Below are 17,942 nucleotides of genomic sequence, written 5' to 3' on the forward strand. Positions count from 1 at the left end.
TTCGCTGTTCACTCATCTTTTAATGGCACGATAAGCCCTGACTTTTTACGTTAATTATCCGCTTTAGATTGAGGGGGCTATGTTAGGGTGGCAATCGGAAAATATGCCGTATAAACCTTGGGTTAATATGGCATTGAATTGCGTAGGGTATAGGGTGGTTTAACACGAGGTTTTTATGTCAATTCAGGCAATTGAAGGGGTACTGCAACAGATGCAGGCCCAGGCACTACAGGCAGCAAGTATCGCAAAACCCATGCCGTTGCAGGGGGGATTTGCCAGTCAACTGACGGCGGCTGTTGGTAAAATTAATCAGACGCGCTCGGCTGCTACAAAACAAACTCAGGATTTTACCTTGGGTGTCCCGGGTATTGAGTTGAATGATGTGATGGTGGATATGCAAAAATCCAGTATCGCTTTGCAAATGGGTGTTCAGGTAAGAAATAAGCTGGTGGCTTCTTATCAGGAAATTATGAGTATGCAGGTGTAGGTATATTAACTTATTGATATATATTGTGATAAACCTTTTGTATTTCCTGTTTTGGGATAGCCACCTGAATTTGTAGGTGGCTTTTAATTTTATGGATGTGTGACTATCGGTTTTATTTCGGGTCTTTTGTGTTGAGATGCAATCCATAGCTCATATTGGGACTGCATTCCAGTCCACATTTCAGCGCTGGTTCCCAATGCTGCCTCTAGACGTAATGCCATATCAGCGGATATACCGGCATTGCCGTTTAATATACGGGATAACGCGGCGCGAGTTATACCCAATGATTTAGCTGTGTCGGTTACAGATATATCTCCGAGATATTCGCGTAAAACCAATCCGGGATGTGCCGGGTTATACATTCTGCCCATTTTGTTATTCCTCAGTGATAATCTTGGTAGTCGACGAGAATGACATCTTCACCTTCAAATTTAAATGTTAATTGTCAATTGCTATTGACCGATATAGACTAGTGGCCTTTTAAATCAGCCCCTTTTAGTCTCTGGCATCCACGCGCCATAAATATCATTATTTTCTATGTTTGATATCTGCTTTTCGAATAAGGTCCTGCCGTATCTGATGAAGAGCAGCTGGGTATAAAATATCCAATAAATGAGATTGGCTTCACATTAGTGGTTTTTTTGTTATAGCAAACAATGAATTTTGGATGTTGCGCGTTGAAGTTCAATATAGGTTGAATTAAGCTTTTTATATGCGAAATTGGGTAGTAAGGTTATTCTTGTTTCGCCGGGTTAGATATTTACAGAATGATACAGATTGAAATTTCCACATGGAGCTACCTAATAATCTTTAGCGCTAATTTTTGCGTGTGACGTGAAATTATTGGCAAATACAAAAAAATGATAACAAGAGTGAACAGTATATCCTGTTATCATTGAATCCTAAGTTTTTATTCCGGTTCCATTAATTCACCGAAATTTACTGGATGTTTAATAGCAGTTCGAAAATTAAATCATACAGTTTAATTTTTAATTATTTATAGATATAAGGAAATAATATGTCTGAAGTTATCAAGCCTGAAAATGAATGCCCGTTTGATCCTAAGCAATATGAATGTCACGGTGTTATCGCTCCGGTCGGTTCTTTTTCTTGGGCTTTGATTCAATTAAAACTACGCAAGCGTGTTGCTCGTTCTGTTTGGGGTGACAAAGGTATGTATTTGGCTATTACTCCACGTGTAAATGATTTAACCGTTGAGAAAGATAGTGCTTATGCTGTTGATGGTGTAGCCGTTGGCACTAAATATGATTACTTGACGCATATCGATCTACGCAACGAGCATGGCAATTTTGTACCATGGCAGCCAACGCAAGAAGATATGATGGCTTGTGATTGGGGATTTGTGGGAGAAAAACCAGTTAAACCTAAGCCGCATGTTGAACCTGTGTACCAACTGAAAGCAAGGTTAACTGTTGGTAAAGCCTCTCCTGCTGATCTTAACTCTGAATATTTTGGTTACGCTAATAAGAGTAATTATTCACCTGGATATAGCATGGGGAAATGGGAAGAAATCAGTAATAATACATTGCTTCCAAAAAATATTATAGAATTCGATGTAGCTCATACAAAGAGTAATCCTCCAAATTGTTTTGTTATTGATGTAGAAGATAATTCCAGTAAAATCAAGGAGCAACTTGGTTCAAAAAGATTAATTGTTAAATGCTTAGGTAAAGAATATGATTTAGGGGTAGCTGAAACAGAATATATATTGACTCTTTTGTATACTAAAACTGATGACTCATCAGAATTAGAAGCGTTATTTGTTGAATCAGTCGGTAAGACACTAGAAATTGAATTGAATTTTTTTGATGAATAATTGAAATGGGTAGATTAACATATCCTTCAATTATCATATTGTATTAAAACATCAAGGCTACACTCCGGTGTGGCCTTTTTATTTTTCACAATCAACTTAAATCACAGGGCTACATCAAACAGCTCCTTCATACCTATTGTTCACGATGGGAGGGAATATGAAGAACAATCCTGATTTGTAGACCGGGATACTACAAGGTTTTAAAGACGCTTGGCCTCATTTGAGTCAGAAATGTAAAATACTTTTCATTAATGAAAAGCAGAACATTATTTCATTACCAAGATTTTATTATCTATTTTCTCTAATTTGAATTGAGATCGACGTGTTCTAAACCAAGCTCACAAAATGAGTAAATAATGGTGATGAAAATACATCACCTTTATTTCTCAATTACTTCTGTTCCGTAGAGCTCATAAGGGTATGATAGGGTTCAGCAGGGAATTGACCGTAGCTATCATTTAATAATTGCTGTCGGCCCGCTTGTTTGATGAGTTTGCTGAGTTCATCAAGTCTTCCCTGTAACAGTTCTTTTATCTCATTTTCATTATCTAAAATTGTCTGCAAAATGTTGGTCATTTTCTGCTGTAACGAAAGAGAGGTGGCAGATGATATTGAAGAGTGGCTGATCACTTCTACTGCTTTGAGGTAGGTGATTTCCATATCAACAAGATCATCCCATTTTTCGTTTTTGGCTAAATTAAGCATCTGCTCACTTAAACTTAGGATCCGTTGGTAAGCTGACAAAAGATCCATTTCATTATCCATTAAACAATATCCTGACTGGCGTTGTAATGAGGGCCAATTTGCCGCCAAGTTTCTGAAATCTCGGTGAGTAACTTTATAACTTCGGTAATGGCTGGCTCATCATTGTGTAAATTAGCGTGGAGTAAACGTTGGGTCATATAGTCGTAAAGGGAAGCAAGATTGTGTGCCAGCTCTCCGCCTTTCTCGTTATCTAACCCCTGTTTGAGGCCATTATCAATGATATTGATCGCTTTGGAAATAGCTGCGCCTTTTTCCGCGATATTACCTTGCTCCATCAGAATAATTGCCCGACGCAGGGCGCTTAGCGCCCCGTTGAACAAAATCTGAATCAACTGATAGGGGGAAGCATTCATAATTTCGCTTTCCACATCTATCTGGGCATATAATTGACTTGCCGAACGTTGATACATAATTTCCTTTAATTATCTCATCTGTTGTAATAGGAAGTTACTGGTCTGTTTTAAGGAAGAGACCATCTTATCCAGTTGTGAAAATTGGTGTTTATAGCGTTCAATCGTTTCGTTAATGTTGATTTGTGTTCTGTCCACTTGTTTTTCAAGTGTTTTCAGACGCTTATTAATGCCGTTAGTTGCGGTGACTAATGTACCTTCATGGCTATCCAGAGCGTCTTTTAATAGTTTATGTGTCTGGGTGGCAAAACCGGTTTCTTTACCGTCACCCATAAAGAATGCTTTCACATTAGCGGGTTTTTCTGTTAGATTTTTTTCCAGTTTTTCTTTGTCAATTTCCAGTTTGCCATCAAGCTTTTGCTTAATACCCAGTTTATTCAGGGTCGAAATATCATTAGCGGCCTGAAAGCTGAAAACTTGGCTTCTCAACTGGTTTTGTATTCCACGCAGAGTGCTGTCACCGAGTAAAGCGCCATTATCTTTCGACGGTTCTTCACCCTGTTTTACCGGTTTAAATTTGGTCAGAGAATCAAACGTCGTTTGCAGTTCATTATAAGCATCAACCCAGTTTTTAATCGCCTCTTTCGTCGGCTCAATATCACGGGAGACCACCAGCATTTCAGGCTTATGTCCCCCCGGTTTATCTTTATCGTGGGTCTTATCGTGGGTCGTTTTTTTCAGATCCAGTTTAACGCCTTCTGGTGCGTCAGTAATATGGTTTGTTTGACGCTCAATTTCGATGTTGTTAACTTTCAAGAGTGCGTTCTTAGCTTCAACGGTTTGAGTTAACCCACCTGTGCCTTTACCGCCATCGGTACCCGGAGTGTAGTTCAGAAACTGGCCCAGTTTGTCGTCACCGTCAACCTTGATTGTCATGATTGATTTAGTGCCGGCTTTTTTAGCCGTCAAAACTAAATAGTTTTCGCCATCTTTTGCCTTAATAATACTGGCGTTGACATTACCTTCCTGTTTATTAATTGCGTCACGCAGTTCAAGGATAGAGGTTTGTGCGTCTGTCAACTTGATTTGCATTGGCTTTTTTTCGCCAGGCTGAGTGATGGTAATTGTTCGGGTTTTGCCTTCGCCCAGAGATTCTCCTTGATACGTTTTCAGATCATCGACTTTTCCTGTCTGTAATGCCTGCGCCTGCGCCAATTGTTCAACTTCAATACTGTAGTTGCCTGGGCTGGCTTTAGAGTCCGTCGTGGCAGTGAATGCCTCATGTTTTTCACTGGCGGTGGTTGTATTGAGTTTATCGAATTTTTTCAGTGATTCAGACGCAGTTTCCAGCTTTTCCAGGCTGCCTTTTAACGTACCAAAAGCTGTTAGCTTACCTTTATAACTGGTTTGTTGTTGTGTCAGTGGTTCTAAACGTTTTTGTTCTGCTGCCTGAAGTTTATCCAGTATAGAACCCAGATCCATCCCCGACCCGGCCCCTAATGAAGAAATGCTAGCCATATTGACTCCTTTATTAGTAAATCTTTGTTGAACCGGTTATCGGTAAGTTTCGAAAAAAGTTTACTAATAAAAATAATTTTTTGATGGTAAGAATAGTCGTGAAGAACGGACGCTGTTTGGCTTATAAGAGAAATATGTTAAAAAAAGAAAAGTTTTTTCAAGAAAAATTAAAGGTTCTTTGAGGAACGCCGATAAAACTGTTGGCGGTGATGAACACCGTGGGCAAAGGCCCAAACTTATATCTGCTTGATTTAAAAAAGGAACTCTTACTATGGCACAAGTCATCAACACCAATAGCCTGTCCCTGCTGACTCAGAATAACCTGAATAAATCCCAGGGTGCTTTGGGTAACGCTATCGAGCGTTTGTCTTCTGGTCTGCGTATCAACAGCGCGAAGGATGACGCTGCTGGTCAAGCGATCGCTAACCGTTTCACTGCAAACGTTAAAGGTTTGTCTCAGGCAGCACGTAACGCTAACGACGGTATCTCTATTGCACAGACTACCGAAGGTGCTCTGAACGAAATCAATACCAACTTGCAGCGTATCCGTGAATTAACGGTACAGGCGCAAAACGGCAGCAACTCTGAAAGCGATATTAACTCTATTAAGGACGAAGTGAATCAGCGTTTAGACGAGATTAATCGTATCTCTGAACAAACTCAATTTAATGGTGTTAATGTCCTAAGTAAAGATAGCAAATTGACCATCCAGGTTGGTGCTAACGATGGTGAAACTATCACTATTAGTCTGGAACAAATCGACAAAGGCACAATGGGGCTGGACAAATTTAATGTTAATTCATTATTTGGAGTGCGTGTAGGCGATCCAGTTAGTAAGATTGACGTTCCAGGTAAACCCGACAAGGTTGATGTAAAACCAGTAACTGGTCTTGATGGTGTTGCTAATCCCAAGGTCTCTGCATCCAATGATAAAGATGGTAAGGCAATTAAGGACGAATACGTTGTATCCGGTCAAAAAGACGGTAAAGACGTATATTATAAAGCCACTATTGACAACGAAGGTAACGTTCAGGTAATCGGTGAAACAACCAAGATTGACGATAACGCTAAGCCGTTAGGCGATTTAGACAATGCTCTGTCAAAAGTTGACAAACTGCGTAGCTCTTTGGGCGCTATCCAAAACCGTTTTGAATCTACTGTTAACAACCTGAATAACACCGTTAACAACCTGAGCGCTGCTCGTAGCCGTATCCAAGATGCTGACTACGCAACTGAAGTGTCTAACATGAGCCGTGGTCAAATTCTGCAACAAGCAGGTACTGCGGTTCTGGTTCAGGCTAACCAAGTGCCTCAGACTGTATTGTCTCTGCTGCGTTAATTTCTCAGCTAAGACAATATGTGAACTTGATTCACATAAAAATTCAAATAAATCAAGGATCGGCTCGCCGGTCCTTCTTTTTTAGTCGTTTATCGTGAACAGCCTAAAATTTGTGTTACTATTAGGCGGGCAATAAATTTCGCATAGGTGAAAAAGAAGTGCTTTTACTACATTGTTCAAACGATTGCCCTTGTTAGGGGATTGGATAATGGTAGTTAGTCTCTTATTCCAAAGGTGTCTGTTGTTGTGAGCGATTTGTATACCGCCGAAGGCGTGATGGACAAAAACAGCCTCTGGAAGCGCTATGTACCATTAGTTCGCCATGAAGCGTTAAGGCTACAAGTTAGGTTACCCGCGTGTGTGGAGCTAGATGATCTGCTTCAGGCCGGGGGAATCGGCTTACTAAATGCGGTGGAACGTTTTGATTCCTTACAAGGAACCGCGTTTACCACTTATGCGGTACAGCGCATCAGAGGTGCAATGTTGGATGAGTTAAGGAGCCGTGATTGGGCTCCGCGTAGCGTGCGACGTAATGCGCGCGAAGTGACGCAAACCATCCGTAAACTTGAGCAAGACTTAGGCCGTCCAGCCAGTGAGCAGGAAGTTGCTAAAGAATTAAAGATTGATCTGGTAGAATATCGGCAGATACTGTTAGATACGAATAACAGTCAGTTGTTTTCGTATGACGAATGGCATGAAATGCACGGTGAAAGCTGTGAACCTGTTGTTGAAGAAGGGTATGAAACCAATCCCTTACAACAATTGCTGGAAAGTGACATTCGTCAACGGGTAATTGATGCTATTGATTCGTTACCTGAGCGAGAAAAAATGGTTCTGACGCTGTATTATCAGGAAGAACTTAATCTGAAAGAGATTGGCGCAGTACTTGAAGTCGGGGAGTCCCGTATAAGTCAGTTACACAGCCAGGCGATTAAACGCTTGCGGGCACGCCTAAATCCGGAAAAGTAACTTTTTGCTTATTTGTTTTTTTGTTTAAGACTACACACAGGGCTTTATCTCTTATGTCTGTTACAACACAAAAGAAACGGCCGCTCAGCCGTTACATTAAAGACTACAAACATAGTCAAACTCATTGCTTGCATTGTCACAAAGCTCTTGACCGCATCTCTTTGGTTTTTAATGGCCAGGTGATCAACAAAGAGTCTATCTCCGAAATGACGGAGTTGATTGATGACAAGACTTGGGATGAACTGCAAGATAAATTTGTCGCGTTATGCCGTTTTTGCAGTGAGATTTATTGCAATAGCGAGACAGATTATTTTGACATCATGTCTTTCAAACAGTATCTGTTTGAACAAACTGAAATGAGTCATAGCACTATTCGTGAGTATGTGGTTCGTTTACGACGTTTGGATGAATTGCTCACTTCAAGCAATTACCCTGCAAAAGAGTTCACAACAGAGAAAATTCAGGAACAACTGAGTGAGAAACTGTCACAGTCCGCATTCAGTAACTACAACATTGCCTTGCGGAAGTATGAGCAGTATTTGAGCTGGCAGCAGGGCGGCCACTAAGCTGGAAATATAAACAGCAAAGAGATGTTCAATTTCAGGGGAACACATTTTCAGTGTGTTCCCCTTCGTTTTATCTGGAATTAACCAATAGTCATCAGACTGGCATTGCCTCCCGCTGCGGCAGTGTTAATGCTCAGTGAACGTTCATGCAGCAGACGTTCTAGCAGCAGGTTAGTTTCTCCACGGGCAAAACCTTGCACGGAGATGATGGCTCCTTTACGTTGGGCGACGTGTTCACAAACCTGGCGGAGTTGATCAGAATCGCCATGGTAAATAACAGCTTCAAATTCCGTATCTTCATTTTGCCAGTCCCGGATCAGTGTGATTGCTTTACGGACACTATCCGGTAATTGACGGAACAATTGTTGATGTATTTCATCATTTTGCCACAGTAACTGACAGCCAACAGATAATGTTGCTACCAGTTGGATCAATGTATCTTGCTGATTATCCGCTAAACACAGTACCTGACCACGAGGTAACAGGGTGTAGGTATTGCGTTCACCTGTCGGCCCGGGTAACAAGCGGGTGGTACCACTTTGTGCCAGCAATTTGTACTGTTGCACCAACTGATTTAGCTCTTCGCTGTGCTGAGTGGTAACCCATTCTGCCAGGGCATCAAATGGTGCCATAAGCACTGAACGGGCATTGGTATCCAGTGGATACTCAATATCCTGACGTTCCAACGTCTGATTAATGGCATTCTGAGGGCGGCAAGAGAGCAGGCGATACAGATAGAGCGGGCCGCCCGCTTTCGGACCTGTACCGGATAAGCCTTCACCACCGAACGGTTGCACACCAACAACCGCGCCGACCATATTACGGTTAACATACAGGTTACCTACTTTCGCCTTAGAGGTGACTTGTACAATAGTTTCATCGATACGGGTATGTACGCCCAGTGTCAGGCCGTAGTTGGAGTTGTTAATCTGATCAAGTAACTTATCCAACTCATTGCGTTTAAAACGGACAACATGCAGAACCGGGCCGAAGATCTCTTGTTTCAAGTCATCAAAACTTTCCAGTTCAATCAGTGTCGGTTTAACAAAAGTACCTTGCTCCCACTCTTTACTGTCAGTCACATTGTCTTGTGCTGCTTGATAAATCGCGCGTCCTTTGGTGCGCATTGCCTGAATATGACGATCAATACCGGCTTTGGCTTCAGCGTCAATGACCGGGCCGATATCGGTAGAAAGGCGTTCAGGATTGCCCATCCGGCATTCAGACATTGCGCCTTTCAACATGGTGATAGTACGTTCTGCCACATCATCCTGAATACAGAGGATGCGTAAGGCTGAACAGCGTTGACCTGCACTGTCAAAAGCAGAGGCGACCACATCAGTAACAACTTGTTCTGTGAGAGCGGAAGAGTCGACAATCATTGCGTTCAGGCCACCGGTTTCTGCAATGAGCGGGGTTGGGCGCCCTTGTGCGTCAAGCCGTCCGGCAATGTTACGTTGTAACAGGCCGGCCACTTCTGTGGAACCAGTAAACATCACGCCACGTACTCTCTCATCACCAACCAGAAGCGAACCAATGGTTTCACCCCGGCCAGGTAATAATTGCAGTACATCATGGGGAATTCCTGCCTGATGCAATATTTTGACCGCAGTCGCTGCAATTAATGGAGTCTGCTCCGCCGGTTTTGCCAACACACTGTTACCGGCAGCCAACGCAGCCGCTATCTGTCCGGTAAAAATGGCTAATGGGAAGTTCCATGGGCTGATACACACAACGGGTCCCAGTGGGCGGTGGGTATCATTAGCGAAATCATGGCGGACCTGTCCGGCATAGTAATGGAGGAAGTCTACCGCTTCGCGTACCTCAGCAATCGCATTATTAAAGGTTTTGCCAGCTTCCCGGGCCAGAATGCCCAACAGTGGCTGCATCTGGCTTTCCATCAATTCAGCGGCGCGAACCAGAATTGCTGCGCGTTCTGATGGTGGAGTTGCAAACCAGATTGATCCAGCTTCTGTTGCGGCATCCAGAGCATGAGCGACTTCTTGTTCAGTTGTTTCACGCACATAGCCGACGATATCCAGTGGTGCGGCAGGGTTAATGACAGGCTTGGCAGCAGGTTGCTCGCCTTGATGGCAATAATTGCCACCCAGCAATGGTTCACTGTACCGTTCTTCCGTAGAAGAGCTCAGTAGCGCACTGGAAAGAGAAGCCAGCCGATGTTCGTTGGAAAGATCCAGACCGGCTGAGTTTGCGCGATCTTTGCCATACAGGTCATGAGGAAGAGGGATTTTCGGATGTGAAAGACCGATTTGTCCTTCGGCTTCGGCCATCTTTTGAACTTTTTTCACCGGATCAGCAACAAGTTCATCCAGTGGCAACGTGGTATCGGCAATACGGTTGACGAAGGATGTATTAGCGCCATTCTCCAGCAGACGACGGACCAGATAGGCCAATAGTGTTTCGTGAGTGCCTACCGGTGCGTAAATACGACATGGGCGGTTTAATTTTCCATCAGCAATTTTCCCGACCACTTGCTCATACAGGGGCTCTCCCATGCCGTGCAGGCATTGGAATTCATATTGACCAGGATAATAGTTTTGACCGGCCATATGATAAACAGCAGATAAAGTATGCGCGTTATGGGTGGCGAACTGCGGATAGATCAGGTTTGGTACTGACAACAGTTTGCGGGCACAAGCCAGATAGGAAACGTCGGTATAAACTTTGCGGGTGTAAACCGGATAGCCTTCCAGCCCATCTATTTGCGCACGTTTAATTTCACTATCCCAATAAGCGCCTTTTACCAGTCGCACCATTAGACGACGACGGCTGCGCTGTGCTAAATCAACTATCGCATCGATAACAAATGGACAGCGTTTTTGATAAGCCTGAATAACGAAACCAATACCATTCCAGCCTGCCAATTGTGGTTCGAAACAGAGTTTTTCCAGCAAGTCGAGGGAGATTTCCAGACGATCCGCCTCTTCCGCATCAATATTGATGCCAATATCATATTGGCGGGCTTGTAATGTCAGGGAAAGCAGGCGCGGGTACAGCTCGCTCATGACGCGTTCATATTGAGCACGGCTATAACGTGGGTGCAGGGCAGAAAGCTTGATGGAAATTCCAGGCCCTTCATAGATACCGCGGCCGTTGGATGCCTTACCGATAGCATGAATTGCTTGTTGGTAGGAAACCATATAATTCTGAGCATCTTCCTCAGTTAATGCGGCTTCACCCAGCATGTCATAGGAGTAGCGGAACCCTTTTTCTTCCAGCTTACGTGCGCTTGCCAATGCCTGAGCGATAGTTTCACCTGTGACAAACTGCTCACCCATCAGGCGCATTGCCATATCTACGCCTTTACGGACTAATGGTTCTCCGCTTTTACTGATAATGCGATTCAGTGAATTGGAGAGCTTGGCTTCGTTGTGGGTAGAAACCAGTTTACCGGTAAACAGCAGGCCCCATGTTGCTGCGTTGACAAACATGGATGAACTTTGGCCCAGATGGGAATGCCAGTTGCCATTGCTGATTTTATCGCGGATCAGCGCGTCACGGGTGGCTTTATCTGGAATACGGAGCAGGGCTTCCGCGAGGCACATTAGGGCAACGCCTTCCTGAGATGACAGTGAAAACTCCTGCAACAACCCTTGAACCAAACCAGAACGTCCAACGCTGTTTTTCTGGTTACGCAATTTTTCTGCAATGCTGTAGGCCAGCTTATGCGTTGCTTGTGCCTGATCTTCGGGTAATTGCGCCTGTTGCAGCAGCATTGGCACTGCCTGTGTTTCCGGCAGGCGATAACCTGCGGTGATTGCGGAGCGTTTTACTGATTGAGGCAAGATATGTTCTGCGAAGTCGAGGAAAGGTTGATGAGAAGAGTCTGTGATAGTTTCCTCTGTGGTTATCTTCTCTTCTTTAAGATCCTGACTGGCAGATAGCTCAGTGATCTGCTCATCATTTTCAAGACGTTCAAGGTAATTGAAAATAGCTTGTTTAATCAGCCAGTGTGGAGTGCGGTCAATCCGCAGTGCAGCGGCTTTAATGCGATCACGAGTTGCCTCATCAAGCTTCACGCCCATTGTTGTACTACCCATCCTCGCTCCTCAATAGGTAAGGTTTGTCTAAGATACATGATAATATCTGACATGTTGCAACTTTGTGCAACCTTATGCGTATTGCTTGTTTGATTTTTGTGAAATTAATCCAGTTATTATAATTAGGAAAGGGTATTTATTTTTGTAACTTTATCTAATTGATATATATTGGTTCGGCATTTTATGGCTAATACCAGTGGGGTAACCATGAAATGGTTAAAAAGTATAACCTTTAAATCAAATAAATGTGATTCAGCAAACGTTTCTTGTAAAAAATGGCGTTAATTAGTTGTTAAATTACCTGGTGCTAATCTAGGATTCATTGTGACTTTCTAATTTGTTACAAAAATAATTATTTCAATTTAAAATTATAAACTATTTTTAGGTGCAATCAGGTGCAACGTTCCTGAACCTGACAGGGAAAACTCTGTGTCCCCAGGAGAACTGCGGCTTTGCAAAACACAGATAACACTATGGAGAACCTGCATGACAGTAAATACACCAATGCTAATCACCTTTATTGTCTACATTAGTGGAATGTTGTTGATAGGCTTTTTGGCTTATCGCTCAACCAAAAATTTTGATGACTATATCTTGGGAGGAAGGCGATTAGGTAGCGTGGTAACGGCTTTGTCTGCCGGTGCTTCGGATATGAGTGGTTGGCTATTAATGGGTTTGCCTGGCGTAGTTTATTTCGCCGGGGTTTCAGAAAGTTGGATAGCGATTGGCCTTTCTTTAGGCGCTTACCTGAACTGGAAATTAGTTGCGGGCAGGTTACGGATCCAGACGGAAGTCAATAACAATGCGCTGACACTACCCGATTATTTCACCAGTCGTTTTGAAGATAGCAGTAAGATCCTGCGCATTATTTCCGCACTGGTTATCCTGATTTTCTTTACTATTTATTGTGCTTCTGGCGCTGTTGCCGGAGGATTGTTATTTGAAAGCACTTTCGGTATCAGTTATCAGAAAGCTATGTGGCTTGGTGCTGCGGCAACGATTGCCTATACATTCCTCGGTGGCTTCCTGGCTGTCAGCTGGACGGATACTGTCCAGGCTTCGTTAATGATCTTCGCTCTTATCCTGACTCCGCTTATCGTTATTTTCTCTATCGGCGGCATTGATACCTCTATTGCTTTGATAGCAGCGAAAAACCCCGCTTATCTGGATATGTTTAAGGGGTTGAACTTTATCGCTATTATCTCGCTATTGGGTTGGGGATTAGGTTATTTTGGTCAGCCACATATTTTGGCGCGTTTTATGGCGGCAGATTCCCATCACACTGTTCGTAAAGCTCGTCGCATCAGTATGACTTGGATGGTGTTATGCATGATAGGAACGATTTCTGTCGGTTTCTTTGGTATTGCTTATTTTGAAATGCATCCTGACCTGGCTGGTCCGGTCGCTGCCAATCGTGAGCGTATCTTTATGGAACTGGCTGTTGTTTTGTTTAATCCGTGGATAGCGGGCATTTTATTGTCGGCGATTCTGGCTGCGGTGATGAGTACTCTTAGCTGCCAGTTGTTAGTATGTGCCAGTGCATTGACTGAGGATCTTTATAAGCCCTTTATTCGCAAATCTGCCAGCCAGAAAGAGCTGGTATGGGTGGGGCGTTTCATGGTGCTATTGGTGGCCGCCGTCGCTATGGTAATAGCAACTAATCCTGACAATAAAGTACTGGCACTGGTAAGTAATGCCTGGGCTGGATTCGGCGCGGCGTTCGGTCCGGTGGTGCTGATCTCTGTTGTCTGGCAGCGTATGACACGCAATGGCGCACTGGCGGGTATGTTGGTGGGTGCAATAACCGTATTGGTGTGGATGAAGTACCAGTGGTTTGCGTTGTATGAAATTATCCCTGGTTTTATCTTTGCTTCTATTGCGATAATTGTTGTCAGCCTGTTGGGTAAAGCGCCAAGCAGAGAAGCACAACAGCGTTTTATTGATGCTGAAGCGCAATACAACACTAAGTGATTTAAAGTCAAACCGGAAATTGTGAAGGCAAAATGCCTTCACATAAATTTAAGCTTTAAGTATTTTAGCAATCGTTGCTCCATGTTCGCCCTGATAGCAAGCGATTCTTCATTCATGTTCATTGGGGGAATGCGAATGGAATTAAGTGTAGTGGTGATTTGTCACATTGCAGTAATAAAAATGACCTGTGGTGTATTATTCCAACAGGTCATATAGATAATAGTAGAAATTTAAATAAGTTAGCCGTATAAGCGAGTTCTACGTTTTTTTACAATTTGAAAACCAATAATTAATACTAGAAACCAAACAGGTGTGATGATTAATGCTTGGCGAGTATCATCTCGTAATGTGAGCAATATCAGAACAAATGCAAAAAATGCCAGACAGACCCACGACATAATAATCCCCAGCGGCATTTTATATATTGAAGCCTTATGTAATGCAGGGCGACGTTTCCGGTAAACCAGATATGAACACAGGATCATACTCCAGACAAACATAAACAGAATGGCTGAAACGGTTGTCACCAATGTAAATACATGCATCACATCAGGAATTAAATAAATCAGCACCACACCACAGGATAAACATAAACAGGTAAAAATTAATCCTGACGCGGGCACGGAACGGCGTGAAAGGCGGCTAAATTGCTGTGGTGCATCACCTTCTTTTGCCAGTCCAAACAGCATACGGCTGGTGGAGAAGACACCACTGTTTGCTGAGGATGCGGCAGAAGTTAATACTACGAAGTTCACGATACTGGCGGCAGCGGGTAAACCAATCAGAACGAACAGCTCAACAAAAGGGCTTTTGTCTGCAATGATTGAACGCCATGGTGTGACTGACATGATAATTATCAGTGCCAGCACGTAGAAGGTGATAATACGAACCGGGATAGCATTAATTGCTCTGGGAAGTGATTTCATGGGATCTTTAGTTTCCGCGGCAGCAGTACCCACTAATTCAATTCCTACAAAGGCGAATATTGCTATCTGGAACCCAGCAAAAAATCCACTTAACCCTGTTGGAAATAATCCACCATCATTCCATATATTGGCCAATGAGGCGGTATGACCCGCAGGAGATTGAAAATGCATACTAATCAAAACAGCGCCTGTCACAATGAGTGCGACAATGGCAACTATTTTTATCATGGCGAACCAGAATTCCATTTCACCGAATAATTTTACTGTTGCCAGATTAAGGGCCAGCAATAGTGAAACGCAGAGCAGGGAAGTGATCCATTGTGGAAAATCGGGTTGCCAATAGCTGATATATGAGGTGATGGCGACGACATCGGCGATACCGGTAATGACCCAACAGAACCAGTAAGTCCAGCCGACAAAAAAACCAGCCCAAGGCCCTAATAAATCTGCGGAAAAATCACTGAATGATTTATATTGCAGGTTCGAGAGCAGGAGTTCACCCATTGCGCGCATAACGAAAAACAGCATGAAACCGATAATCATATAAACAAATATGATCGATGGCCCGGCCAGAGAGATGGTTTTCCCTGATCCCATAAACAGGCCTGTGCCAATGGCACCACCGATAGCAATAAGTTGTATATGTCGGTTGGTTAGATTGCGTTGTAGTTGCGTTTCCCCAGTTTTAGCGGAAAGTGTCGTTTGTATTTTTTCTGCCATAGAATAGTGTCCAATATTTTCTCAGGTAAATTGTTAGGGCTCTTTAAGTGGCCTTATATGTGATGATGTTTGCGAAAAATATTGTGACACAGATTACTATAATAATAACAGCTTGATTTCACGTTAAAAACAAATTGGTTACAATTTAACTTATTAGTACTCTTGAGATTGAATATGAATTATTCGTTTAGTAAAAAAGAGTAAGAAGATATTGACGGCAGCTTTGTATCGGAGAATAATCGTTGACATTGGGTTGTTAGCTCAGTCGGCAGAGCAGTTGACTCTTAATCAATTGGTCCGGGGTTCGAGTCCCCGACAACCCACCAGTTAAATCAATTAGTTATCCGTTGCTTGCCTTATTATCAAGTCTTGCTTGGGACGTAGATGGGACGTGATTAATAAATATAGTATCTATTTGTTTCGCGTGCTCAGTTAAATGATTGGGTGCTAAATGAGCATAGCGCCTCACCATTTCAATTGATTCCCATCCTCCCATTTCTTGTAATATAGATAATGGAACTCCGGATTGAACTAGCCAGCTTGCCCATGTATGCCTTAAATCATGAAAGCGGAAATTTTCTATTCCTGATCTTTTTAAGGCGGAATTCCACGCTTTATTATTATCGACACGCATCTTTCTTATTTTCTGGGTCATTGTTCCATCATTTCTAATTGCCGCTTTATTATGAACGAACACATATTTATGATGGTTTCCAATCTGATCACGAAGTACGTTGCAAGCGGTATCGTTTAAAGCAACCCCAATTGCTTTTCCCGATTTACTGTCTTCGGGATTGATCCATGCAACCTTTCTCTGCATGTCAATTTGTTGCCACTCAAGATTAATAATGTTTGATCTACGTAATCCTGTAGCCAGTGCAAATCTAACTACAGATTTCAATGGTTCAGGGCATTCAGATATCAATCTCATTGCCTCATGTGGCTCCAGCCATCGAATGCGTTTGTTCTTCGGTTGGTTAACTTTGATTATTGGGGCTTTATCGAGCCACTTCCACTCTCTTTCAGCAGCCCTGAGAATAGATTTAATCAGAGCTAAGTGAGATGATTTTGTGGATTTCGATGCTGGCTTTGGTACATAAGCGGGCATATCTTTACCCTTTCTTTTATTTGCTTCGCTCTTTGATTGCCAATTTTCCATGTGTTTTCGATTCTGCATATTACCCACAGCCGCGTAAATTTTTGCTGATGTAATGTTCTTTATGGGATATCCGGAAAAATGCTCCAGCCAGAAACCAATCAGGCTCTTATCAGTATCAAGAGACTTTTTATCAGATTTATCTTCAAGCCATCTGACACACGCTTCCTCGAATGTGACATCAGGATAATCGCCAAGTTTATCGACTCTCCACAAGTCGGCCCTTAGCTTGTCATGCAATTCCTGCGCTTGCCGCTTGTCCTCTGTGCCAAGAGATTGCTTAATTCTCTTGCCGCCCGGGATCGTGATGTCGGCGTACCAAGTTTTGCCTCTGCGGAATATTGACATTTGTTACCTTCCTTAGCGTCAACCGCGCTCACTTTTATAGTGTTGATCGGATTGTTTAGCGCGGCAATGCAATTTTGCCTCGTGATGAGATATGGTGATTGTTGTTTTGATGGGTCTTTTCTTGCTGCTATCAACCTACCTGTTCTGATCCAGCTTCTTAATGTTGGCGGTGATACACCAACAAAATCACAGGCCTCTTCGAATGTTAGTGGATACCTATCCATTCTTTATCTCCTTTTGCAAATTCCTCACATACTGAGCAAGCCAGATTTTTGGGCTGGCTTTTTTCTTCTGATGATCAGACATAATTAATTTGAATTTCTGTGTATATTTATCAAGAATAGCTGTAACTGCTTTGTCATCGTATTTCGATAGTTGAGTAAGTTCGCTTAAGCATTCCTTTGCTATTTGTCTGCGTCCGTTCTCATATATTTGCTCTGACATCAGATTTGAATTAATGTATCTTTCCAGTCAACATTTTCTAAATCAACAATAGCGACTGGCATACAAAAAGAATCAAATTTAGATGCAAGCCACGCCCAGTCGTCTAATTTCGGCTCTTCGCGATATGCATATATAAGTCCGTCTTCATCTGTTGCTAGATATTCTACAAGACGCAGAACTGTTAATTGAATGCCAAAATAATCGACATTCTTTGTTTCAGTCGTAAGTGATTTAATAAGTTTCATGTAATTTTATTTCCTTTTCTAATTCTGTACATGTTTAATATATTCCAAGCAAAAGCAGCAATGTAATTTGTTCATGCTGGAACTTTAAGATCGATGCCAAAATAACTTGTTACAAAATACGAATAACTTGTTACAAAATACGATTCAAACACGGTTTGCAATTTCATTTTCCATCACCCTTTAATTTAACTAAGGAATCTTCCCATCGTTCATCTTCGAATAAAATCGACATTAGCTCGA

Annotated in this window: 15 protein-coding genes and 1 tRNA gene; 7 read left to right on the forward strand and 9 right to left on the reverse strand. The window is 42.6% G+C overall.

Annotated elements, in window-relative coordinates; translation table 11 throughout:
- Positions 1–175: 175 nt before the first annotated feature.
- Entirely contained in the window at positions 176–487 is a 312-nt protein-coding gene (gene fliE / locus C5471_RS08890) for a flagellar hook-basal body complex protein FliE (protein WP_133815863.1), read from the forward strand.
- 89 nt (positions 488–576) lie between these two features.
- On the opposite strand, the gene C5471_RS08895 is transcribed toward fliE, so the two are convergent.
- Positions 577–858 carry a HigA family addiction module antitoxin gene (locus C5471_RS08895; RefSeq protein ID WP_133815862.1) on the reverse strand — a complete coding sequence of 94 codons (282 nt, stop codon included), beginning with the start codon at positions 856–858 and terminating at the stop codon, positions 577–579.
- A gap of 647 nt (positions 859–1,505) precedes the next feature.
- On the opposite strand from C5471_RS08895, the gene C5471_RS08905 reads away from it, so the two are divergent.
- Positions 1,506–2,324 carry a DUF2829 domain-containing protein gene (locus C5471_RS08905; protein ID WP_133815861.1) on the forward strand — a complete coding sequence of 273 codons (819 nt, stop codon included), beginning with the start codon at positions 1,506–1,508 and terminating at the stop codon, positions 2,322–2,324.
- 390 nt (positions 2,325–2,714) lie between these two features.
- Here the strand turns inward: C5471_RS08905 and fliT are convergent, their stop codons facing one another.
- From fliT to fliD, 3 genes are read right to left on the reverse strand one after another with little or no spacing between them, the layout of a single operon-like run.
- Positions 2,715–3,089, reverse strand: coding sequence for a flagella biosynthesis regulatory protein FliT (gene fliT / locus C5471_RS08910; RefSeq protein ID WP_133815860.1), 375 nt, complete (start codon positions 3,087–3,089; stop codon positions 2,715–2,717).
- Positions 3,089–3,499, reverse strand: a complete 411-nt coding sequence (gene fliS, locus C5471_RS08915; RefSeq protein ID WP_133815859.1) for a flagellar export chaperone FliS — start codon at positions 3,497–3,499, stop codon at positions 3,089–3,091. Before fliS ends, fliT begins: the two co-directional genes overlap by 1 nt.
- Positions 3,500–3,511: 12 nt before the next feature.
- Positions 3,512–4,957: a flagellar filament capping protein FliD gene (fliD, locus tag C5471_RS08920; RefSeq protein ID WP_133815858.1), complete on the reverse strand. Its 1,446-nt coding sequence runs from the start codon at positions 4,955–4,957 to the stop codon at positions 3,512–3,514.
- A 271-nt stretch (positions 4,958–5,228) separates the two neighbouring features.
- On the opposite strand from fliD, the gene C5471_RS08925 reads away from it, so the two are divergent.
- The 3 genes from C5471_RS08925 (at position 5,229) to fliZ (ending at position 7,831) form a co-directional block, all read left to right on the forward strand.
- Positions 5,229–6,296 (forward strand): FliC/FljB family flagellin, encoded by a 1,068-nt coding sequence (locus C5471_RS08925; protein WP_133815857.1) that lies wholly within the window; start codon positions 5,229–5,231, stop codon positions 6,294–6,296.
- A gap of 246 nt (positions 6,297–6,542) precedes the next feature.
- Positions 6,543–7,265, forward strand: a complete 723-nt coding sequence (locus tag C5471_RS08930) for an RNA polymerase sigma factor FliA (protein WP_133815856.1) — start codon at positions 6,543–6,545, stop codon at positions 7,263–7,265.
- A gap of 53 nt (positions 7,266–7,318) precedes the next feature.
- Complete coding sequence (gene fliZ, locus C5471_RS08935) at positions 7,319–7,831, forward strand: flagella biosynthesis regulatory protein FliZ (protein ID WP_133815855.1); 513 nt, start codon at positions 7,319–7,321, stop codon at positions 7,829–7,831.
- An 80-nt stretch (positions 7,832–7,911) separates the two neighbouring features.
- Here fliZ and putA read toward each other — a convergent pair whose 3' ends face one another.
- Entirely contained in the window at positions 7,912–11,892 is a 3,981-nt protein-coding gene (gene putA, locus C5471_RS08940) for a trifunctional transcriptional regulator/proline dehydrogenase/L-glutamate gamma-semialdehyde dehydrogenase (protein WP_133815854.1), read from the reverse strand.
- 486 nt (positions 11,893–12,378) lie between these two features.
- Here putA and putP point away from each other — a divergent pair, with 486 nt between their 5' ends.
- Positions 12,379–13,863, forward strand: a complete 1,485-nt coding sequence (putP, locus tag C5471_RS08945; protein ID WP_133815853.1) for a sodium/proline symporter PutP — start codon at positions 12,379–12,381, stop codon at positions 13,861–13,863.
- Between the two features lie 239 nt (positions 13,864–14,102).
- Here putP and cycA read toward each other — a convergent pair whose 3' ends face one another.
- On the reverse strand, positions 14,103–15,509 hold the full coding sequence (gene cycA / locus C5471_RS08950; protein ID WP_133815852.1) for a D-serine/D-alanine/glycine transporter: 1,407 nt from the start codon (positions 15,507–15,509) through the stop codon (positions 14,103–14,105).
- 250 nt (positions 15,510–15,759) lie between these two features.
- On the opposite strand from cycA, the gene C5471_RS08955 reads away from it, so the two are divergent.
- A tRNA-Lys gene (locus tag C5471_RS08955) sits at positions 15,760–15,835 on the forward strand.
- Positions 15,836–15,849: 14 nt separating this feature from the next.
- Here the strand turns inward: C5471_RS08955 and C5471_RS08960 are convergent.
- From C5471_RS08960 to C5471_RS08965, 3 genes are all read right to left on the reverse strand, one after another.
- Positions 15,850–17,007: a tyrosine-type recombinase/integrase gene (locus C5471_RS08960; RefSeq protein WP_339959275.1), complete on the reverse strand. Its 1,158-nt coding sequence runs from the start codon at positions 17,005–17,007 to the stop codon at positions 15,850–15,852.
- On the reverse strand, positions 16,890–17,237 hold the full coding sequence (locus tag C5471_RS25060) for a helix-turn-helix domain-containing protein (protein WP_133815850.1): 348 nt from the start codon (positions 17,235–17,237) through the stop codon (positions 16,890–16,892). The genes C5471_RS08960 and C5471_RS25060 overlap by 118 nt, the downstream gene beginning before the upstream one ends.
- A gap of 219 nt (positions 17,238–17,456) precedes the next feature.
- On the reverse strand, positions 17,457–17,702 hold the full coding sequence (locus C5471_RS08965; protein ID WP_133815849.1) for a hypothetical protein: 246 nt from the start codon (positions 17,700–17,702) through the stop codon (positions 17,457–17,459).
- Between the last annotated feature and the right edge of the window lie 240 nt (positions 17,703–17,942).

Origin of the sequence: Photorhabdus tasmaniensis (assembly GCF_011189505.1) — a bacterium.
Classification (GTDB): Bacteria; Pseudomonadota; Gammaproteobacteria; order Enterobacterales; family Enterobacteriaceae; genus Photorhabdus; species Photorhabdus tasmaniensis.